This window comes from Micromonospora sp. FIMYZ51 (assembly GCF_038246755.1).
GTDB lineage: Bacteria > Actinomycetota > Actinomycetes > Mycobacteriales > Micromonosporaceae > Micromonospora.
Genome location: NZ_CP134706.1, coordinates 4,415,077 through 4,434,843, shown reverse-complemented (window position 1 = coordinate 4,434,843; position 19,767 = coordinate 4,415,077). Strand labels below are relative to the sequence as shown.

Genomic DNA, 19,767 nt, shown 5'->3' with positions numbered 1-19,767 from the left:
CACCGCAGGCCGGGCCTCTGCCCCTGCGGACCTGAGTCGTCCACAACCGACCGGCGCGGGTTCCTCGCCGGGGTTGGGCATCCCGGTGAGCGACCTCGGCGTCGGCGGAACAAACCGGAGCATCGATGAGACTCTCACGAACAGCACGCCGTCTCGGACTTGGCGCGGTCACCGTACTCGCCGCCGCGTTCACGATGGTCGTCGTCAGCCAGGCCGGCCCGGTCTCGGCACACGGATCCGTCACCAACCCGCCGTCGCGCAACTACGGCTGCTGGGAGCGCTGGGGATCCGACCACCTCAACCCCGCCATGGCCCAGAGCGATCCAATGTGCTGGCAGGCCTGGCAGGCCAACCCGAACACGATGTGGAACTGGAACGGCCTGTACCGCGAGAACGTCGGCGGCAACCACCAGGCCGCCGTCCCGGACGGTCAGCTGTGCAGCGGCGGTCGCACCCAGGGCGGCCTGTACGCCTCGCTCGACGCGGTCGGGGCGTGGACCGCGAAGCCGATGCCCAACAACTTCCGGCTGACGCTCACCGACGGTGCCCGACACGGCGCGGACTACATGCTCATCTACATCACCAAGCAGGGCTTCGACCCGACCACCCAACCGCTCACCTGGAACAGCCTGGAACTGGTGCTGCGTACCGGCAGCTACCCGACCACCGGGCTCTACGAGGCCGACGTGAACGCGGGTAACCGGACCGGCCGGCACGTCGTCTACACGATCTGGCAGGCGTCCCACCTCGACCAGCCGTACTACCTGTGCAGCGACGTGATCTTCGGTGGTGGCGGTAACCCGCCGCCCACCACCGCACCGCCGACCACCCCGCCGCCCTCGGACCCGCCGCCCACCACCGCGCCGCCGACCACCCCGCCGCCGGCGGGCAACGGTGGCTGCACCGCCACCTACCGCAAGACCAACGAGTGGTCCGGTGGCTTCGGCGCCGAGGTCACCGTCCGGGCCGGCAACGCCGCCATCTCCGGCTGGACGGTGAGCTGGACCTGGCCCAACGGCCAGAGCATCACCAGTTCCTGGAACGCCTCGATAACGTCGAGCGGGTCGTCGGTGACCGCCGCCAACGCCGGCTACAACGGCGCTCTGGGCGCCAACGGCAGCACCAGCTTCGGCTTCAACGGCTCCTGGAACGGCACCAACTCCACACCCACCCTCACCTGCACGGCCCGGTAACCAGCGGCGCCGACGGGGGTGGCTCGACCGCCACCTCCGTCGGCGCTCGCCGCCTCGGACCCGGCAGATCGGCGTAGCGGTCGACGCCTGCCCTGGTCACGAGGGGTTGCGCTGGGAGCGGTACCACCGGCGGCGCTGGGATCGATACACTCCCCGCAGCGCCGGGACCGTCCGCAGGTTCCGGCGGGCGCCGACCGACCTGAATGGAGACGCCCTGTGACCCGTGACAAGGCGGCACCGCCCGGCATCGACACGAGTGTTCCCAGCATCGCCCGGGTCTACGACTTCTTCCTGGGCGGCAAGGACAACTTCGAAATCGACCGCAAGGTCGCCGAGCACGCCCTGCGGATCACCCCGGACGGGCCGGCAGCCGGCCAGGCCAACCGGGCCTTCCTCCGCCGGGTGATCCGGTTCCTGGTCACCGAGGCGGGCATCGACCAGTTCCTCGACATCGGGTCGGGGCTGCCCACCCAGGGCAACGTGCACGAGGTCGCCACCGAGCACAACCCGAAGGCCCGGGTGGTGTATGTGGACAACGATCCGATCGTGCTGGCGCACGGGCGGGCCCTGCTCGCCGAGGAGGGCACGGCGACGGTGATCCAGGCGGACATCCGGTCGCCGCAGGAGATCCTGAACAACCCGGAGGTCCGTCGGTTCCTCGACTTCGATCGCCCGGTCGGCCTGCTGCTCTTCGCGATCCTGCACCACATCGGTGACGACGAGGACCCGCGCGGGCTGGCCGCGACCCTGATCGACGCCCTGCCGTCAGGCAGCTACGTGGCGGTTTCCCACTTCCGCGACCCGGGTGAGCGTGACCCGGAGGGTTCCCGCAAGGCGCGCGAGGTCGAGCGGATCTTCAACGAGTCGCTCGGCACCGGCCGCTGGCGTACCGACGAGGAGATCCTCACCTTCGTCGACGGCCTGACGCCGCTGGAGCCGGGGCTGGTGCCGCTGGCCGAGTGGCGTCCGGAGCCGGGCTCGGCCGCGCCGGAGCAGACCGACACCTACCACACCTTCGTCGGGATCCTCGCCCGCAAGCCCTGAGTTCGGGTGCCACTGCCGCACCCGAGTGGCGCCGCCGCCGCTCCGGCCGGTGCGGCAGCGGCCCGCCTCAGGGCGACGGCTGCCAGGCGTACGTCAGGTCCGGCTCGTTCTCCTCGTTGCGGCTGCCGTCGTTCTCGTCGACCGGCCGGAAGCCGTGCCGCTCGTAGAAAGACCGGGCTTCGGTGTTGCGGGTGAACACCCGCAGCCGAAGCCCGCCGGGGCTGGCCCGCCGGGCCTGTTCGAGCAGGGCCGTGCCGATGCCCTGCCGGCGGGCCTCGGGTCGCAGGTAGAGGTGTTCCAGCAGGTCGCTGTCGAGTGCGGCGAAGCCGAGTAGCCGGCCGGTCTTCGGGTGCTCGGCCACCCAGGTCGTGCAGCCGGGTAGCACCACGTGGGTGATCCAGGCCCTGGTCTGCTCGTCGTCGTACCGGCGCGGCAGGTATGGCATCGCTGCCGCTCTGGACGCCAGGAACACCTCGGTGATGGCGTCGGCGTCGGTCTGCTCGGCCGGGCGGATCACGGCGCTCCCTCCGTTCAGCCGGCCGTCGGGCCGGTGCTGCCGGCGGCTCGGATGGCGTACCGGTGCAGCGTGACGCCCGCGTCGTACGAGGCGTGCTCAAGCAGGTCGAGTTCGACCGGTACGTGGTCCGAATCGAACAGTGGCCGGCCGGTGCCGAGGATGACGGGGTGCGTGAAGAGCAGGAGTTCGTCGAGTAGACCGGCGCGCAGCAGCTGCGTGGCGAGGGTGGCGCCGCCGACCCCGATGTCGCCGTCGACCTCGGCCCGGAGTGTGGCGAGCTGCTCGATCGCGTCGTCACCGCCGATGATCCGGGTGCGGTGGCCGGCGCTGTCCCGGGTCCGGGACACGAGCACCTTTGGCGTCGACGTCCAGATCTCGCCGTACTCGCGCAGGAAGTCGGGCAGCGACTCGTCGTCCCGGGCAGCCGGCCAGAACGACTCCATCGTCTCGTAGATCGTGCGTCCCTCGACGAACAGCGACATCGCCCGCGCCCGCCTGTTGAACTCCCGATGCAGCGACTCGCCGATGCGCAGCCAGCTGCCGCCGCCCTCCTCACCCGGGGCGTGCTCGATCCGCAGGTCGACGGAGACGTTCATCCAGTACACGAACCGACCCATGCGGTCTCCCCGGTGATAGCGATCTGCAACTGCCTGTCGAACACGCTAGGTAAAGTGATGGCAGTTTGCAACCACCTGGCTCAGTCCGTCGCCGGGCGGTACGCCTGCCCGGCACGCCCCATCCGGGTCACCGCCTCGGTGAGGATCGCGGGCGAGGTGGCGAAGTTGAGGCGGACGAAGCCGGCCCCGCCCGTACCGAAGACCTCCCCGGCACTGACGGCGACCCGGGCCCGGTCGAGGAACATCTTCGCCGGCCCGACCAGCTGGCTGGCCACGCCGGGCTCGGCGACCGGCTCGGTCGGTACGCCCAGCCGGGTGCAGTCCAGCCAGGCCAGGTAGGTGCCCTCGGGGCGGTGGTAGGTGACGGCCGGAAGCTGTTCGGCCAGCAGCTGCCCCAGCAGGGTGCGGTTGGCGTCGAGACCGTCGAGGAGCAGGTCGAGCCACGGCTCACCGGCGTCGAACGCGGCGGTGTGCGCGAGCACGCCCAGGTGGCTGGGCCCGTGGCCGACCTCCTCCGGCATCCGATCCAGATCGGCCGCGGCCTGCGGCCCGGCGATGGCGAGCGCCGCCTTGAGGCCGGCGAGGTTCCACGCCTTCGAGGCGGAGGTGACGGCGAACGCGTTCTCGGCACCGGCCACGGTGAGGTACGGGGTGAGGTGGGCGCCGCGGAGCACGACGGGGGCGTGGATCTCGTCGGAGATCACTCGCAGGCCGTGCCGGTCGGCCAACTCGGCGACGGTCTCGAGTTCGTCGCGGCGGTGCACGACGCCTGTCGGGTTGTGCGGATTGCACAGCAGGAAGGCCGGTTTGCGGCCGGCGGCTCGGGCGCGACGGAAGGCGTCGTCGAGGGCGGCCGGGTCCATCCGCAGGTCGGGCCCGAGGGGCGCCTCGATCACCTGCCGGTCGGCGTGGCTGATGAAGGAGTAGAAGGGCGGGTAGACGGGGGAGCAGATCACCACCGCGTCGCCCGGATCGGTCACCAGCCGCAGGAGCTCGACGATCCCCATCATCACGTCCGGCACCACTGTGGTGTGCGCGACCCGGAAGTCGTGCCAGCCCCAGCGCCGGGCGGCGAAGTCGCCGAGCGCCTCGGCGTACGCGGTCCCGTGCGGATAGCCGGTGTCGCCGAGGTCGATCGCCCGGCGCAGCGCGTCGGCCACCGGTGCGGCCAGCGGTACGTCCTGCTCAGCAACCCAGAGTGGGAGCACGTCCGGCGGGTGCATCCGCCATTTCGTGCTGGTGCGCTGCCGCAGCTCGTCCACAGTGAGCAGCGTCAGCGGGTTCCGGGTCGCCGAACCGCCGGTGCCGAGAAGATCGTTGGCCATGCCGCCCACCCTAGGCGCGTACGCTGGGCCGCGTGTCGGAGGAACCGCGCTGGCTGAACGAATGTGAGACCGAGGCCTGGCTCGCTCTGGCCAGCCTCATGTTCAAGCTGCCCGGCGCGCTCGATGGGCAGTTGCTGCGCGACAACGACCTCACGCTCTTCGACTACTTCGTGCTCAGCACCCTGTCCATGGTCCCCGGGCGCGCCCTGCGCCTCAGTGACCTGGCCGCCCACGTCAGCAGTTCGCTGTCCCGGTTGTCGAACGTCGTCAAGCGGCTGGAGCGGCGAGGTCTGCTCTACCGGGCGCCCGACCCGGAGAGTCCGCGTTACACCAGGGCGGTGTTGACCGATGCCGGGTGGGACGTGGTGGTCGCCGCGGCGCCGGGGCATGTCGCCGCGGTACGCCGCTACGTCATCGACGGATTGACCGAGGAGCAGGTGACCGCGCTGCGCGAGGTGGCCTGCCGGGTGATGGAGCGGATCAACGAGGCGTCGGCGGAGGAGTCGCGGCGCGGTTGACCCGCCGGCCCGACCGCCTGCGGGGCGTCGGGGCGGGCTGCCGGTCGGTGCGAGAAAGGCATCGGTTTCGCAGTACTGGGTGACCGATCTGCGGTGAAATGTGTGGGTTGGGCCTGGCGCAAAACTTGAATAATTCCAAAAGACTGGGCTAAGGTCGTCGCGTGACGTCCGACTTCGAGACCCAGCTGCGGACGGTCTCGTTGCGCGTGACCCGGCCCCGGTTGGCGGTGCTCGCCGCGCTGCGGGACCACCCGCACGTCGACACCGACACGGTGATCGCGTTGGTACGGGCGGATCATCCCACAATCTCCCACCAAGCGGTCTATGACGTGCTGCGTGCGCTCACCGACGCTGGCCTGGTGCGGCGCATCCAGCCGGCTCGGGCCACCGCCCGCTACGAGGTGCGGGTGGGGGACAACCACCACCATCTCGTGTGCCGCTCCTGCGGTGCGATCGCCGACGTCGACTGCGCCGTCGGTCAGGCTCCCTGTCTTACCGCCTCCGACGACCACGGCTTCGTGGTGGACGAGGCGGAGGTCGTCTACTGGGGCACCTGCCCCGAGTGCGCGACCGCACGCACCTCCCAGTGATCCGCCAGTTCGGAAGGAAACAGATGAGCGACATCGAGGACAACGCGCCCGTCAGCGCACAGGGCGTGGACAAGAAGGCGGCAGCCGGTTGCCCGGTCGCCCACGACTCCGTGACCGCGCACGGCAGCGAGAGCGAGAACCCGGCGATCGACTCGCCGACCCCGAAGACCGGCGGTCGTCCGCGTACCAACCGGGACTGGTGGCCCAACCAGCTCGACCTGTCGGTGCTGCACGCCCAGTCGCCCAAGGGCAACCCGCTGGGGGCGGACTTCAGCTACGCCAAGGAGTTCGCCAAGCTCGACGTCGAGGCCCTCAAGCGGGACATCGCCGAGGTCCTCACCACCTCGCAGGACTGGTGGCCGGCAGACTTCGGCCACTACGGCGGCCTGATGATCCGGATGAGCTGGCACGCCGCGGGCACCTACCGCATCCACGACGGTCGCGGCGGTGCCGGCGACGGTGGTCAGCGCTTCGCCCCGCTCAACAGCTGGCCGGACAACGCCAACCTGGACAAGGCCCGCCGCCTGCTCTGGCCGGTCAAGCAGAAGTACGGCCAGCAGATCTCCTGGGCCGACCTGCTCGTGCTCGCCGGCAACGTCGCCCTGGAGTCGATGGGCTTCAAGACCTTCGGCTTCGGCTTCGGCCGCGAGGACGTCTGGGAGCCGGAGGAGATCTTCTGGGGTCCGGAGGACACCTGGCTCGGCGACGAGCGCTACGTCTCCGAGAAGGAGATGACGGCCGGCGTCGGCGCCACCGAGATGGGTCTGATCTACGTCAACCCGGAGGGTCCGAACGGCAACGCGGACCCGCTGGCGGCGGCGCACTTCATCCGCGAGACCTTCGCCCGGATGGCGATGAACGACGAGGAGACCGTCGCCCTCATCGCCGGCGGCCACACCTTCGGCAAGACCCACGGTGCCGGGCCGGCCGACGGGCACGTGGGCCCCGAGCCGGAGGCCGCCCCGCTGGAGGCGCAGGGCCTGGGCTGGCTGAGCAGCTACGGCAGCGGCAAGGGCGGGGACACGATCACCAGCGGTCTGGAAGTGACCTGGACCGACCGGCCGACGCAGTGGAGCAACCGCTTCTTCGAGATCCTCTTCGGCTACGAGTGGGAGCTGACCACCAGCCCCGGCGGGGCGAAGCAGTGGGTCGCCAAGGACGCCGAGGCGATCATCCCGGACGCCCACGACCCGTCGAAGAAGCACAAGCCGACGATGCTGACCACCGACCTGTCGCTGCGGGTCGACCCGGCGTACGAGAAGATCTCCCGGCGCTTCCTGGAGAACCCGGACGAGTTCGCGCTGGCCTTCGCCAAGGCCTGGTACAAGCTCCTGCACCGCGACATGGGCCCGGTCAGCCGCTTCCTCGGGCCGTGGGTGCCGGAGGCCCAGCTGTGGCAGGACCCGGTGCCGGCCGTCGACCACGAGCTGGTGGGTGACGCCGACATCGCCGCCCTCAAGGCGAAGGTCCTGGAGTCCGGCCTGACCACCGCCCAGCTGATCGCCACCGCCTGGGCCTCGGCCGCCAGCTTCCGCTCCACCGACAAGCGCGGTGGTGCCAACGGCGCCCGGATCCGGCTCGAACCGCAGCGCAGCTGGGAGGTCAACCAGCCCGAGCAGCTCGCCACGGTGCTGGCCACCCTGGAGGGCATCCAGCAGGAATTCAACGCCGCTGGTGGTGCGCAGATCTCGCTCGCGGACCTGATCGTGCTGGCCGGTTCGGCCGCCGTCGAGCAGGCGGCGCGCGAGGCCGGTGTCGAGGTGACCGTGCCGTTCCGTCCGGGCCGCACCGACGCCAGCCTGGAGGAGACCGACGTCGAGTCCTTCCGGGTGCTGGAGCCGCGTGCCGACGGGTTCCGCAACTACCTGCGGGCCGGCGAGAAGACCCAGCCGGAGGTGCTGCTCATCGACCGCGCCTACATGCTCAACCTGACCGCGCCCGAGATGACCGTGCTCATCGGCGGTCTGCGTTCGCTCGGCGCAAACGTCGGTGGCAGCCAGCACGGTGTCCTCACCGACCGGCCCGGCGTGCTGACCAACGACTTCTACCGCAACCTGCTCTCCCCGGGCACCCGGTGGAAGGCGTCGGAGTCCGAGGAGCACGTCTACGAGATCCGCGATCTGGCCACCGACGAGGTGAAGTGGACCGCCACCGCGGTCGACCTCATCTTCGGCTCCAACTCGCAGCTGCGCGCCCTCGCCGAGGTCTACGCCAGCGACGACGCGCGCGACAAGTTCGTCACCGACTTCGTCGCCGCCTGGACCAAGGTCATGGAGCTCGACCGGTTCGACCTGTCCTGACCTGACCTGACCTGACCGACGAGCCCCGGCCGATCTCCGATCGGCCGGGGCTCGTCCGGCATGTTGGGGGGCAGCGGGCAGGATGGTGGCGTGACCACCGCAGTGTCCCCTCGGCCGTCCGCCACGCTGGAAGCCGTGTTGGAACGGCTGACCTACGTCAACGAGGAGACCGGCTACACGGTCGCCCGGGTCGCCACCGACCGCAGCAGCGACCTGGTCACCGTGGTCGGGGCGCTGCTCGGGGCGCAGCCGGGGGAGAGCCTGCGATTGCAGGGCCGCTGGTCGTCGCATCCGCAGTACGGCCGGCAGTTCGAGGTCGACTCGTACCGCACCGTGCTGCCGGCGACCATCCAGGGCATCCGGCGCTACCTCGGCTCCGGCCTGGTGAAGGGGATCGGGCCGGTGTTCGCCGAGCGGATCGTGGCCCACTTCGGCCTGGACACCCTGCGGATCATCGAGGAGGAACCGGCCCGGCTGGTCGAGGTGCCCGGCCTGGGTCCCAAACGTACGGCGAAGATCACCGCGGCGTGGGCGGAGCAGAAGGCCATCAAGGAGGTGATGGTCTTCCTCCAGGGCGTCGGGGTGTCGACCTCGCTTGCGGTACGGATCTACAAGCAGTACGGCGACGCCGCCACCGACGTGGTGACGAAGGAGCCGTACCGGCTGGCCGCGGACGTGTGGGGGATCGGGTTCAAGACCGCCGACACGATCGCCCGTTCGGTGGGCATCCCGCACGACAGCCCGCAGCGGGTGATGGCGGGCTTGCAGTACACCCTGTCGGAGGCGACCGACGCGGGGCACTGCTACCTGCCCGAACCGAACCTGGTCGCGGACGCGACGAAGATCCTCGACGTGCCCGCCGACCTGGTCGCCCGCTGTCTCGGCGATCTGGTCGCCGAGGAGGGTGTCGTCCGGGAGACGCTACCCGCCGGCGACGGACGAGAACTGCCGGCGGTGTACCTGGTGCCCTTCCACCGCGCGGAGCAGTCCCTGGCGAACTCCCTGCTACGGCTGCTCGGCGACCGCGCCGACCGGCTACCGCACTTCCACCAGGTCGACTGGACCCGGGCGTTGACCTGGCTCAAGGCCCGCACCGGTCACGATCTCGCCGCCGAGCAGCAGGAGGCGGTCCGTCTCGCGCTCACCTCGAAGGTCGCGGTGCTGACCGGCGGGCCGGGCTGCGGCAAGAGCTTCACGGTCCGCTCCATCGTCGAACTGGCCACCGCGAAGAAGGCGAAGGTCACCCTCGTCGCGCCCACCGGCCGCGCCGCCAAGCGGCTCGCCGAACTCACCGGCCACCCCGCCGCCACCGTGCACCGACTGCTGCAACTGCGTCCCGGCGGCGACGCCTCCTACGACCGGGACAACCCACTCGACGTCGACCTGCTGGTGGTGGACGAGGCCTCAATGCTCGACCTCATCCTGGCCAACAAGCTGGTCAAGGCCGTCCCGCCGGGCGCGCACCTGCTGCTGGTCGGCGACGTCGACCAACTGCCCTCGGTCGGTGCCGGGGAGGTGCTGCGCGACCTGCTCGCCGCACCGAGCATCCCGCGGGTCCGACTGACCCAGATCTTCCGGCAGGCCGCCCAGTCCGGCGTCGTGACGAACGCGCACCGGATCAACGCCGGCCGCCCGCCGCTGCTCCAGGGTCTACCGGACTTCTTCATGTTCGCCAGCGACGACACCGACGCCACCGCCGCGCTCACCGTCGACGTCACCTGCACCCGCATCCCGGCCCGCTTCGGGCTCGACCCCCGCCGGGACGTGCAGGTGCTCACCCCCATGCACCGCGGCCCGGCCGGCGCGGGCGCGCTGAACACCCTGCTCCAGCAGCAGCTCACCCCGCACCGCGAGGGCCAGCCGGAACGGCGTGCGGGCGGCCGGGTCTTCCGCGTCGGCGACAAGGTCACCCAGATCCGCAACAACTACGACAAGGGCCAGGCCGGCGTCTTCAACGGCACCCTCGGCATCGTCACCCAGCTCTCCGCCGAGGAGCAGACCCTCACCGTCCGCACCGACGAGGACGAGAGCATCGAGTACGACTTCGACGAGCTGGACGAACTTGCGCACGCCTACGCCATGACCATCCACCGCTCCCAGGGCTCCGAATATCCCGCGGTCGTCATTCCCTTGACCACAAGCGCCTGGATGATGCTGCAACGCAACCTGCTCTACACCGCCGTCACCCGTGCCAAACGACTCGTCGTGCTGGTCGGCTCCCGCCGGGCGCTCGCCGCCGCCGTGCGCACCGTCGGCGCGGGCCGGCGGCACACCGCCCTTGACCACCGCCTCGTACCGTCCTGATCCGGCGGCGCGGAGATAGACCTCTGTCGTTTGACGTATGACGTTGTTAGCGCTAACTTCCCAGCAGCGGGTCGCGCGGCTGCCGGGAGCCTGACCCGAGCGCCGCCGCAGGGCACGGCGGCCGATCTCCGCAGGACACACCCCCAGACGTGCTGGACGCCACCACCAGACGCCGGCACACACGCAGGGCACGCGCGTGCCCCGATCGAAGGAGTGGACCATGAAGGCGATGGGTGAGGCTCGTCCCGCCTCTCCGCGCAGACGACGGTGGCGCTCGGGGCTGGCTGCGGCGGCTGCCGCGGTCCTGGCCGCGGGCACGCTCGTCGTGGCGAACGCGGTGCCCGCGGCAGCGGCGACTGTGGACACCAACGCGTGGTACGTGCTGGTGAACCGCAACAGCGGCAAGGCGTTGGACGTGTACGGCCTGGCCACCAACGACGGCGCGCGGATCAGCCAGTGGACGCGCAACAACGGCGCCAACCAGCAGTGGCAGTTCGTGGATTCCGGCGGCGGCTACTACCGGCTGAAGTCCCGGCACTCGGGCAAGGTGCTCGACGTCTACAACTTCTCGACCGCCGACGGTGGCTCGATCGTGCAGTGGTCCGACACCAACGGCACGAACCAGCAGTTCCGGCTCGCCGACTCCGACGGCGGTCACGTCCGGCTGGTCAGCCGGCACAGTGGCAAGGTCGTCGAGGTGCAGGGCGCCTCGACGGCGGACGGCGCGAACATCGTGCAGTACGCCGACTGGAACGGCGCCAACCAGCAGTGGCAACTGGTCCGCGTCGACGGGGGCGGCAACCCGACGCCGCCGCCGACGGGCGGCAACGGGTGCGGCAAGGCGCCGACGCTGTCCAGCGGTACCCACACGATCCAGAGCAACGGCAAGAGCCGCCAGTTCATCCTGCGGGTACCCGCCAACTACAACAGCAACAACCCGTACCGGCTGATCTTCGCCTTCCACTGGCGTGGCGGCACCATGCAGGAGATCTCCAACGGTGGCACCAGCGGGGCCGCCTGGTCCTACTACGGCCAGCAGGAGCAGTCAAACAACAGTGCGATCCTCGTCGCGCCGCAGGGGCTCGGCAACGGTTGGGGCAATGCCGGCGGCGAGGACGTCACCTTCGTCGACGACATGATCCGGCGGATCGAGAGTGACCTGTGTGTCAACCCGAGGCAGCGCTTCGCTCTCGGTTTCAGCTGGGGCGGCGGGATGAGCTACGCCCTGGCCTGTGCCCGGGCCGACGTCTTCCGGGCCGTCGCGGTGATCGCCGGTGCGCAGATCAGCGGGTGCAGCGGCGGCAACCAGCCGATCGCGTACTTCGGGCTGCACGGCATCTCGGACAACGTGCTGAGCATCGGTCAGGGACGTGGACTGCGGGACACCTTCGTGCGCAACAACGGTTGCACCGCGCAGAGCCCGCGCGAGCCGGCGGCGGGTAGCCGTACGCACATCACCACGACCTACTCGGGCTGCCGGGCCGGGTACCCGGTGCAGTGGGCGGCGTTCGACAACGGGCACATGCCCGGTCCGGTGGACGGGACGTACGCCGAGAGTGGCGTCACGACCTGGACCAAGGGTGAGATCTGGCGCTTCTTCGCGCAGTTCTCCTGAGTTCGGTGACTGCGGCTGAGGTCGCAGCCGGCGGCAGCCGCCACTTGCGAACCTGGCAGTGGCGGCTGTCCGGCTGTTCTCCGGGCGGGTCAGCGTTGCAGGCGGGTCGGCTCGTCCGGGCCGCCGCGCCGGACGAGCCAGGCCTCGGTGATGTGGTGGAACATCGCCTCGGCGGCACCGTCCGGGTCGTGGGCGGCGATCCGCTCGTAGATGCGCCGGTGTCCCCGGTTGGACGCCACGCACAGGGCCCGCTCGGTGCGGCCCATGTATCGAGCGGTGTTGACCACCTGGCTCTCCAGCGCGCGTACCACGGCGCGGGCGATGCGGTTTCCGGAGGTCTGCATGATGGTGTCGTGGAAGGCCCGGTCGTGCTCGTGGTACGTGACGTGGTCATCGACGAGTTCGTCCATCCGGTCCACCTGGGCGCGCAGCCGGTCGATGGTCTGCGGATCGGCGCGGCGGGCGGCGACGTTTGCCATGTCGGACTCCAGCAGTCGCCGGGTCACCACGAGGTCGTCGAGGATGGCCAGGTCTTCGTCCTTGGCGATGGTGGCCGCGAGGACCAGTTCGTCGAGCATGTCCCACATCGACGCCGGGGTGACCATGGTCCCCGCACCCTGGCGGACCTGCACCAGGCCCTTCTCCTGGAGGATCTTCACCGCCTCCCGGACGACGGTCCGGCTCACGGAGAAGGTCTCGCAGAGGATCGGTTCCGGGGGCAACGCCGTTCCGGACGGGTGCACACCGCGCACGATGCGCTCCACCAACTCGGCGGTGACGGCGCGAGCGAGGTTGGTCGGCCGTCGCGCCCAGGCCGGTGTGGCCACCGCTTCCGGCGCGGTCTCCTGCGATGACGTCATGTCCCCTCCGATTGGCTCGCCGTGCTACCCGGCGTCCAAGGTCAGTGTACGGGCGGCCTGTTGACGTCAAACGTCATACGAGTTACGTTTTTGATCACTATTGGCCTGGCGGCTGGTCCGTCAGCCATTCCCGGGCAGAGGTGAAACGATGAAACAGCGAGCCTTATGGTCAGCCGTCCTCGTTGTGGGACTGGCGTTGACGGGCTGTGGAAGTGCCACCGGCGACAACCCCTCGGCCGGCGGCTCCGCCGGCAAACTGGTCGTCTGGGACTGGAAGTCCGGCGAGGCGTCCGCCGCGAGCTACCTGGAAAAGGCCAAGGCCGACTTCGCCAAGACACACCCGGACGTGACTGTCGAGTTCGTCGCGCAACCGTTCGACCAGTACTACACGCTGCTCGGCGCGGCGATTCAGTCCGGTAAGGGGCCGGACGTCATGCTGTTCAACGGCGGCGGCCAGCTCCGCGACCGGGTGGACGCGCTGGTGCCGCTGGACGAGTACCTGGCCCCGGACCGGGAGCGGCTGGCCGGCTGGGACGCCTTCACCAAGGACGGCAAGATCTATGCCGGCCCGGTGACGCTACAGGGGCACCCCATCTACTACAACAAGACGCTCTACGAGAATGCCGGTCTCGACCCGGCCAGCCCGGCCACCACCTGGACCGAGTTCCTGGCCGACTGCGCCGCCATCGCCAAGGCCGGCGCCAAGTGCTTCGCCCTCGGCAACAAGGAGGGCGCCGGCATCCAGTTCTGGCTCTCCGGCCTGGGGTCGGGCATCTTCACCGGCCAGGAGTACGACGACTGGATCGCCGGGAAGCGCGACTGGAACTCGCCGAACGTCAAGCGGGTCTTCCAGCTCTGGAAGGAGGCCGGCGACGCGGGCCTGAACAACGACGGGGCCAACTCGACCGCGATGTTCAACGACTCCTTCGCCCTCTTCCAGTCCGGCAAGGCCGCCCACGTCATCGGCCTGATGTCGGACGTCGGGCACTGGAAGGACTTCAGCGAGTTCCTGACCGCCGACAAGCTCGGGGTCATGAACGCGCCGGTGGTCACCCCCGGCACCACCCCGAGCCTGGCCTACGACGGTGGCATCGGTTACGGCGTGGCGAAGTGGACCAAGGACCCCAAGGTCGCCGCCGACCTGGTCCGCTCCCTGACCTCGACCGACGCGCTCAAGGCGTTCTACGCCGACGCGGGCGCGATCGCCGCCGACACCACCGTCGACGTGTCGGCGGGGGGTCCCAGCGTCGCCACGATCGTCTCCGGGCTCAAGGACGGCAAGCCGGCCCTGCACGTGGCGCTCTCCTCGAAGACCCTGGACCTGATGGGGCGGCTCTCCCAGCAGCTGCTCAGCGGGTCGACAAGCGTCGATGAGGTGGTGAAGCAGTTGGCCGCTTCCGACCAGGCGGGCTGACCTCGTGCCGATCGGAAAGGTGCAACCGTCGGTCCGTCCAGCGCCAACCGGACGGACCGGCGGGGGGCCCGCCAGCGTGCCCGAGCGCCGCGGTGGCCGGCCCCGCCGGGGCGGCGGCGCGCGGACCGAACGCTTCGCCCCCTACCTGCTTGTCGCCCCGGCCGTCCTGGTCATCGTGCTGCTGCGGCTCTACCCGTTGCTGCTCGGGGTCAACTTCTCCTTCACCGGCGACGGTGAGCGCAACGGGATGCCCGTCGGTCTCGACAACTACCTCGAACTCTTCGACGACCCGCTGTTCCGGATCGCGCTGAGCAACGTCGGACTGCTGGTGCTGCTGCTTCCGGTGGCGGTGGCGATTCCCGGCCTGCTTGCGACGTTCATCTACCTGCGGGTGCCCGGTCACCGGTTCTACCGCAGCGTCTACTTCTTCCCCGCGGTGCTCTCCCCGGTGATCGTCGGCGCGATCTACAACCTGCTGCTCGCCTTCGACGGCCCACTCAACGCCGCCCTCGGGTCGGTAGGCATTCCCCCGGTGGACTGGCTCGGCGACCCCGACATCGCCATGTTCATGGTGGTCGGCGTGCATGTCTGGGCGACCTTCGGGATGGCCCTGGTGGTGTTCCTCGCCGGGTTCGCCACCCTCGACGCCGCGCTGCTGGACGCCGCCCGGGTGGACGGTGCGTCGCTACCCCAGGTCATCCGCCATGTGATCGTTCCCGGTCTCGCCCGCACCATCCAGTTCGTCTTCGTGACCACGATGATCGGGATGCTGACCTCCATGTTCGGCCTGCTCTACGTGATGACCAGCGGCGGTCCGGAGGGATCGACGTACCTGCCGGAGTACTACATCTGGATCCAGCAGGGGCAGATGAACCGTCCGGCGCTGGCGTCGGCCGCGTCGACGGTGCTCTTCACGATCATGCTCGTGGTGGGGCTGCTCCAGATCAAACTGCTCCGGCGGGCGGGGAGAGAGGACTGATGACCCGGGTCCGTGGCCGCTGGCTGATCGCCATCCCGATGTCGCTGCTCGCGCTGGCGACGATCTATCCTCTGCTGTTCACCGCAAATGTCGCGATGAAGACGCGGCGGGACTACATCCTCGACCGGTTCTCGCTTACCGACGCGCTGCGCTGGGAGAACATCAGCACGGCGTGGACAAGCGTCGGTATGGGCCGCTACTTCGTCAACTCGCTGCTCGTGGTGACCTGCTCGGTGGCGCTGTTGCTGCTGCTCGGGTCGATGGCCGGCTTCGCCCTGAGCCAGCTGCGGTTCCGTGGCTCGTCGGCGTTGTTCCTGGGCTGTCTGGCGGGACTCTTCGTGCCGTTTCAGGTGATCATGGTGCCGCTCGCCCGGATCATGGCCGACACCGCGCTCATCGACACGTACCCTGGGTTGATCCTCGTCTACGTGGCCCAGTTCCTACCCTTCACCGTCTTCCTGATGACGAGCTACTACAAGACCATCCCGCCGGAGATCATCGACGCGGCCCGGATCGACGGCAACAGCGTGTACGGCGTGTACCGCCGGATCATGCTGCCGCTGGGCACCCCGGCGCTGCTCTCGGTCGGCATCCTCAACGCCCTGTTCTGCTGGAACGACGTCCTCATGTCGCTGGTGATGATGCCCTCGGCCGACCACCGGACGCTCATGGTCGGCGTGACCTCACTGCGCGGGCAGTACTCCGACGACATTCCCACCTTCGCCTCCGGGGTGCTGATCGCCGCGATCCCGGTCCTGGTGGTCTACCTCTTTCTCCAGCGCCAGATCGCCGACGGCGTCGCCGCCGGTTCCACGAAGGGCTGACATGCGGATCACCGGATATCGGACACTCACCACGGTCCAGGAGTGGGGGCGACCGGTCGGCGACGCCAATGGCGTCTTCGCCGACGGGGTGGTCCCGGTGTCGATCGTCATCGTCGAGACCGACGAGGGAATTTCCGGAGTCGGCCTCGGCCCGTACGTCGAGATCGAGCGGATCTTCGCGGCCATCGAGGGCGAAGACCCCCGTGCCGTGACCACCCTCTACGACCGCATGCTGCGGCACACGTTCAAGGCGGGCCATGCCGGCCCGGTCTTCGGCACCATCGGCGCGCTCGACACCGCCCTGTGGGACATCAAGGCGCAGGCGGCCGGCGAGCCGCTGTGGCGGCTGCTCGGTGGGCGCGACCGGGTGGTGCCCGCGTACGCCTCCGGCCTCGACATCGGGCTGACCGACGACGAACTCGTCTCGGCCTACCAGGCGTACGCCCGGCACGGCCTGCGGGCCGCCAAGCTCAAGGGTGGCCTCGACATCGAGCACGACCGGCGTCGTCTCTGCCTGGTCCGGGACCTGCTCACCGAGGCGGGGCACGGCCTACGGCCGGGCCTCATGCTCGACGTGAACGAGGCCTGGACCCGTAAGCAGGCCGTGCGGCACGTCGCCGAACTGGAACGGGTCCTGGACCTGATCTGGATCGAGGAGCCGGTGCGGCGCTGGGACGCCGAGGGCCTCGCCGCGGTCGGTCGGGGGATCCGCGCCTCCGTCGCCACCGGGGAGAACCTCACCGGGCTGGAACAGTACCGTCCGCTGATCACCGCCGGGGCGGTCGACATCGTGCAGATGGCCGCCGTCTGGGGGATCACCCACTTCCTGCGGGTATCGGCCCTGGCGCACGCGTACGACCTGCCGGTCAGTCCGATCGGCAACAGCCCGGTCGGGCTGCTGCACGCCGCGACCTCGGTGCCGAACCATCTGACCAGCGAACTCCAGGATCTGCACCCACCGGTCGGCGTCGCCATCGACCTGTACGTCGAGGACGGTGCCTTCGTCCTCGGCGACTCGCCGGGGCTCGGCATCCGAGTCGACGAGCAGCGGACCCGGGCCGCCGACCGGCAGCCCGTCCCGGCGTCCGACAGCCCGAACGTCCGGCCGGAGACGGCCGGACGGCGCCTGCTGGCGGAGTCCGACGGCGCCTTTCCCGCCCGACGGTTGCCCGTCGCCGCCGCCCGGCACGTCACCAGCCTGGGGATGTCATGAGCGCCCGCCCACTGCCACGCCGTCCCGCGGTACGCCTCACCGACCTGGGCCTCGGTGCCGCTCAGGGCGGCAACCTGTACCGGGCGACCACGGACGAGGAGTTCCGCACGGCCATCGACACCGCCTGGGCGGCGGGCGTACGGTACTTCGACACCGCGCCGCACTACGGGCTCGGGCTGTCCGAGCGACGGCTCGGCGCGGCCCTGCGGCACCGACCGCGCGACGAGTACGTGGTGTCGACAAAGGTCGGACGACTCCTGGAGCCGTCGCCGCAGGACGCGCATCGGCGTGACCCCGAGGGGTTCGATGTCCCCGCCAGCCACCGCCGGGTCTGGGACTTCAGCCGCGACGGGGTGCGCCGTTCGATCGAGTCCAGCCTCGACCGGCTGGGCCTGGACCGGATCGACATCGCCTACCTGCACGACCCCGACGACCACTGGGAGCAGGCCACCGGCCAGGCGGTGCCCGCCCTGGTCGAGCTGCGGGACCAGGGCGTGGTGGGTGCCATCGGGGCCGGCATGAACCAGTCGGCGATGCTTGCCCGGTTCGTCGAAGAGACCGACATCGACGTGGTGATGTGCGCCGGCCGCTACACCCTGCTCGAACAGGGCGCGGCGGACGACCTGTTGCCCGCCGCGCAGCGGCGTGGGGTGGGCGTGGTGATCGCGGGCGTCTACAACTCGGGGCTGCTGTCCCGGGACCACCCCCCGGCCGACGCCTCGTACAACTACGAGCAGGCACCGCCGGAGCTGATCGCCCGAGCCCGGCGCATCGCCGAGGTCTGCCAGACGTACGGCGTCACCCTGCCGCAGGCGGCGCTGGCCTTCGTCCGCCGGCACCCGGCCGTGGTGTCGACGGTGGTCGGTGTGCGCAACGGGCCCCAGATGGTGGAGACCGTACGGCGCTCGGCGGTCGACGTACCGGACGAACTCTGGGCCGCGCTGGCCTCGGCCGGGCTGCTCGCGGCACCGTCTCCCAAAATATAGGATTCTCCTACCGAATTGCGGGACGGGTTGGCTACGGTCGCTGCACCCGGTCGAGGAGATTCGCGCATGCCAGCCGCACCGAACGTCTATACCCACGGGCACCACGAGTCGGTGTTGCGCTCGCACCGGTGGCGTACCGCCGAGAACTCGGCGGCGTACCTGCTGCCGCACCTCACGCCAGGCATGTCGGTGCTCGACGTCGGATGCGGACCGGGCACCATCACCGTCGACCTGGCCGCCCGTGTCGCACCCGGACGCGTCACCGCCGTGGAGATCACCGGCGACGCGCTCCAACTCGCCCGCACGGAGGCCGACGCACGTGGCCAGGGCAACATCGACTTCGCGGTCGCTGACGTCCACGCGCTGGATTTCCCCGACGGTACGTTCGACGTCGTCCACGCCCACCAGGTGCTTCAGCATGTCGCCGATCCGGTGCAGGCGCTGCGCGAGATGCGCCGGGTCTGCCGCCTCGGCGGAATCGTCGCTGCGCGGGACAGCGACTATGCCGCGTTCACCTGGTTTCCTCGCGTGCCGGCGCTGGACGATTGGCTCGCCCTGTACCAGCAGGCCGCCCGCGCCAACGCAGGCGAGCCGGACGCCGGCCGGCGGCTGCTCTCCTGGGCGCAGGCCGCCGGGTTCACCGACGTCAGGGCGACGGCGAGCACCTGGTGCTTCGCCACGCCGGAGGACAGGCGGTGGTGGGGCGGGATGTGGGCCGAGCGGATCCTGAATTCGGACCTGGCCCGACAGGTGCTGACCTCAGGCGCCGCCACGGCGCAGGACCTACGCGGCATCTCGGACGGCTGGCGGGAATGGGCCGAAGCGGCGGATGCCTGGTTCGTCGTGCTGCACGGCGAGATCGTCTGCCGGGCCTAAGGAGCGACGCTCGCTCGGCCAGGACATGCGTCGTCGACCCCAACCGCCGGCGGTGACTGACGCGGCCACCGACGACGTGAACCCTCCGCTCCGAGCGACGAGCAATCAGCGGCCCGACCAGAGCCTAGGGCTGACGCTTGATTTCAGCTGCTTCACGTGCCCAGAACTGGCGGCGTCTACGAACCATGAGCGGCACGGTAGCGCCGCCGATCCCCACAGCCACGAGCGCCAAGATCCATATCGGAGCTTGGGGTAGCAGGAGCAACATGGCAAAGAACAAGAACGGTATGAAAAGCATTGCATCCAGGTATGCGTGATTCTTCGACCATTCCTGAATATGTTGCGGGGAAATCGCGTAGCCAACGAACAAAATGCCGTAGAAAAGCCCGGCTGCCATTCCGATGGTCCACCCACGGCGACTACCCAAGCTGAAAGCCATTAAGGCAACTAGCGGCGTGTACATCGTCAGACGCAACCATCGCGGCACTCGCTCGAACCATCGGGACCAGGCAAGAAAGAACGAGGAAACGGGGCCGTGAACTCGGGCATTGTTGGACACTGCGGTAGTGTGGCAGCCCCCCGCGCGACGTAG

General features: G+C 69.8%; 18 protein-coding genes. 13 read left to right on the top strand and 5 right to left on the bottom strand.

Annotation, left to right across the window (positions count from 1 at the left end):
• Window positions 1-125: 125 nt before the first annotated feature.
• Together QQG74_RS20080 and QQG74_RS20075 are read left to right on the top strand one after the other, a co-directional pair.
• The gene (locus QQG74_RS20080; RefSeq protein ID WP_341716307.1) at window positions 126-1,193 is read left to right on the top strand and encodes a lytic polysaccharide monooxygenase; all 1,068 of its coding nucleotides are present in this window, start codon (window positions 126-128) and stop codon (window positions 1,191-1,193) included.
• Window positions 1,194-1,409: 216 nt separating this feature from the next.
• Window positions 1,410-2,237: an SAM-dependent methyltransferase gene (locus QQG74_RS20075; RefSeq protein ID WP_341716306.1), complete on the top strand. Its 828-nt coding sequence runs from the start codon at window positions 1,410-1,412 to the stop codon at window positions 2,235-2,237.
• Between the two features lie 67 nt (window positions 2,238-2,304).
• Here the strand turns inward: QQG74_RS20075 and QQG74_RS20070 are convergent, their stop codons facing one another.
• The 3 genes from QQG74_RS20070 to QQG74_RS20060 all read right to left on the bottom strand — a co-directional run bounded on the left by QQG74_RS20070 (window position 2,305) and on the right by QQG74_RS20060 (window position 4,696).
• Window positions 2,305-2,754 carry a GNAT family N-acetyltransferase gene (locus tag QQG74_RS20070; RefSeq protein WP_341716305.1) on the bottom strand — a complete coding sequence of 150 codons (450 nt, stop codon included), beginning with the start codon at window positions 2,752-2,754 and terminating at the stop codon, window positions 2,305-2,307.
• A 14-nt stretch (window positions 2,755-2,768) separates the two neighbouring features.
• The gene (locus tag QQG74_RS20065; RefSeq protein WP_341716304.1) at window positions 2,769-3,371 is read right to left on the bottom strand and encodes a dihydrofolate reductase family protein; all 603 of its coding nucleotides are present in this window, start codon (window positions 3,369-3,371) and stop codon (window positions 2,769-2,771) included.
• 80 nt (window positions 3,372-3,451) lie between these two features.
• Entirely contained in the window at window positions 3,452-4,696 is a 1,245-nt protein-coding gene (locus tag QQG74_RS20060) for a MalY/PatB family protein (RefSeq protein ID WP_341716303.1), read from the bottom strand.
• 32 nt (window positions 4,697-4,728) lie between these two features.
• Here QQG74_RS20060 and QQG74_RS20055 point away from each other — a divergent pair, with 32 nt between their 5' ends.
• The 5 genes from QQG74_RS20055 to QQG74_RS20035 all read left to right on the top strand — a co-directional run bounded on the left by QQG74_RS20055 (window position 4,729) and on the right by QQG74_RS20035 (window position 12,023).
• Window positions 4,729-5,214, top strand: coding sequence for a MarR family transcriptional regulator (locus tag QQG74_RS20055; protein ID WP_341716302.1), 486 nt, complete (start codon window positions 4,729-4,731; stop codon window positions 5,212-5,214).
• Between the two features lie 161 nt (window positions 5,215-5,375).
• The gene (locus QQG74_RS20050; RefSeq protein ID WP_341716301.1) at window positions 5,376-5,804 is read left to right on the top strand and encodes a Fur family transcriptional regulator; all 429 of its coding nucleotides are present in this window, start codon (window positions 5,376-5,378) and stop codon (window positions 5,802-5,804) included.
• A 23-nt stretch (window positions 5,805-5,827) separates the two neighbouring features.
• Window positions 5,828-8,104, top strand: coding sequence for a catalase/peroxidase HPI (gene katG, locus QQG74_RS20045; RefSeq protein ID WP_341716300.1), 2,277 nt, complete (start codon window positions 5,828-5,830; stop codon window positions 8,102-8,104).
• 60 nt (window positions 8,105-8,164) lie between these two features.
• A complete protein-coding gene (locus QQG74_RS20040; protein WP_341716299.1) occupies window positions 8,165-10,408 on the top strand; it encodes an ATP-dependent RecD-like DNA helicase in 2,244 nt (747 codons plus the stop codon).
• A gap of 220 nt (window positions 10,409-10,628) precedes the next feature.
• The gene (locus tag QQG74_RS20035; protein ID WP_341716298.1) at window positions 10,629-12,023 is read left to right on the top strand and encodes an RICIN domain-containing protein; all 1,395 of its coding nucleotides are present in this window, start codon (window positions 10,629-10,631) and stop codon (window positions 12,021-12,023) included.
• Between the two features lie 89 nt (window positions 12,024-12,112).
• Here QQG74_RS20035 and QQG74_RS20030 read toward each other — a convergent pair whose 3' ends face one another.
• Window positions 12,113-12,883 (bottom strand): FadR/GntR family transcriptional regulator, encoded by a 771-nt coding sequence (locus QQG74_RS20030; RefSeq protein WP_341716297.1) that lies wholly within the window; start codon window positions 12,881-12,883, stop codon window positions 12,113-12,115.
• A gap of 148 nt (window positions 12,884-13,031) precedes the next feature.
• On the opposite strand from QQG74_RS20030, the gene QQG74_RS20025 reads away from it, so the two are divergent.
• The 6 genes from QQG74_RS20025 (at window position 13,032) to QQG74_RS20000 (ending at window position 19,175) form a co-directional block, all read left to right on the top strand.
• Window positions 13,032-14,297, top strand: a complete 1,266-nt coding sequence (locus tag QQG74_RS20025; protein ID WP_341716296.1) for an extracellular solute-binding protein — start codon at window positions 13,032-13,034, stop codon at window positions 14,295-14,297.
• Between the two features lie 76 nt (window positions 14,298-14,373).
• The gene (locus tag QQG74_RS20020; protein ID WP_341716295.1) at window positions 14,374-15,276 is read left to right on the top strand and encodes a sugar ABC transporter permease; all 903 of its coding nucleotides are present in this window, start codon (window positions 14,374-14,376) and stop codon (window positions 15,274-15,276) included.
• Complete coding sequence (locus tag QQG74_RS20015) at window positions 15,276-16,100, top strand: carbohydrate ABC transporter permease (RefSeq protein WP_341716294.1); 825 nt, start codon at window positions 15,276-15,278, stop codon at window positions 16,098-16,100. Before QQG74_RS20020 ends, QQG74_RS20015 begins: the two co-directional genes overlap by 1 nt.
• A 1-nt stretch (window position 16,101) precedes the next feature.
• A complete protein-coding gene (locus tag QQG74_RS20010) occupies window positions 16,102-17,313 on the top strand; it encodes a mandelate racemase/muconate lactonizing enzyme family protein (RefSeq protein WP_341716293.1) in 1,212 nt (403 codons plus the stop codon).
• On the top strand, window positions 17,310-18,299 hold the full coding sequence (locus tag QQG74_RS20005; RefSeq protein WP_341716292.1) for an aldo/keto reductase: 990 nt from the start codon (window positions 17,310-17,312) through the stop codon (window positions 18,297-18,299). Before QQG74_RS20010 ends, QQG74_RS20005 begins: the two co-directional genes overlap by 4 nt.
• 66 nt (window positions 18,300-18,365) lie before the next feature.
• The gene (locus QQG74_RS20000) at window positions 18,366-19,175 is read left to right on the top strand and encodes a methyltransferase domain-containing protein (RefSeq protein WP_341716291.1); all 810 of its coding nucleotides are present in this window, start codon (window positions 18,366-18,368) and stop codon (window positions 19,173-19,175) included.
• Window positions 19,176-19,299: 124 nt separating this feature from the next.
• Here QQG74_RS20000 and QQG74_RS19995 read toward each other — a convergent pair whose 3' ends face one another.
• Window positions 19,300-19,734, bottom strand: a complete 435-nt coding sequence (locus tag QQG74_RS19995; protein WP_341716290.1) for a hypothetical protein — start codon at window positions 19,732-19,734, stop codon at window positions 19,300-19,302.
• Window positions 19,735-19,767 lie beyond the last annotated feature (33 nt).

Coding starts and splice junctions, on each gene's coding strand:
- QQG74_RS20025 (WP_341716296.1), top strand. CDS start 13,032: ATGAAACAGCGAGCCTTATGGTCAGCCGTCCTCGTTGTGGGACTGGCG.
- QQG74_RS20065 (WP_341716304.1), bottom strand. CDS start 3,371: ATGGGTCGGTTCGTGTACTGGATGAACGTCTCCGTCGACCTGCGGATC.
- QQG74_RS20030 (WP_341716297.1), bottom strand. CDS start 12,883: ATGACGTCATCGCAGGAGACCGCGCCGGAAGCGGTGGCCACACCGGCC.
- QQG74_RS20035 (WP_341716298.1), top strand. CDS start 10,629: ATGAAGGCGATGGGTGAGGCTCGTCCCGCCTCTCCGCGCAGACGACGG.
- QQG74_RS20080 (WP_341716307.1), top strand. CDS start 126: ATGAGACTCTCACGAACAGCACGCCGTCTCGGACTTGGCGCGGTCACC.
- katG (WP_341716300.1), top strand. CDS start 5,828: ATGAGCGACATCGAGGACAACGCGCCCGTCAGCGCACAGGGCGTGGAC.
- QQG74_RS20015 (WP_341716294.1), top strand. CDS start 15,276: ATGACCCGGGTCCGTGGCCGCTGGCTGATCGCCATCCCGATGTCGCTG.
- QQG74_RS20005 (WP_341716292.1), top strand. CDS start 17,310: ATGAGCGCCCGCCCACTGCCACGCCGTCCCGCGGTACGCCTCACCGAC.
- QQG74_RS20040 (WP_341716299.1), top strand. CDS start 8,165: ATGTTGGGGGGCAGCGGGCAGGATGGTGGCGTGACCACCGCAGTGTCC.
- QQG74_RS20060 (WP_341716303.1), bottom strand. CDS start 4,696: ATGGCCAACGATCTTCTCGGCACCGGCGGTTCGGCGACCCGGAACCCG.
- QQG74_RS20010 (WP_341716293.1), top strand. CDS start 16,102: ATGCGGATCACCGGATATCGGACACTCACCACGGTCCAGGAGTGGGGG.
- QQG74_RS20000 (WP_341716291.1), top strand. CDS start 18,366: ATGCCAGCCGCACCGAACGTCTATACCCACGGGCACCACGAGTCGGTG.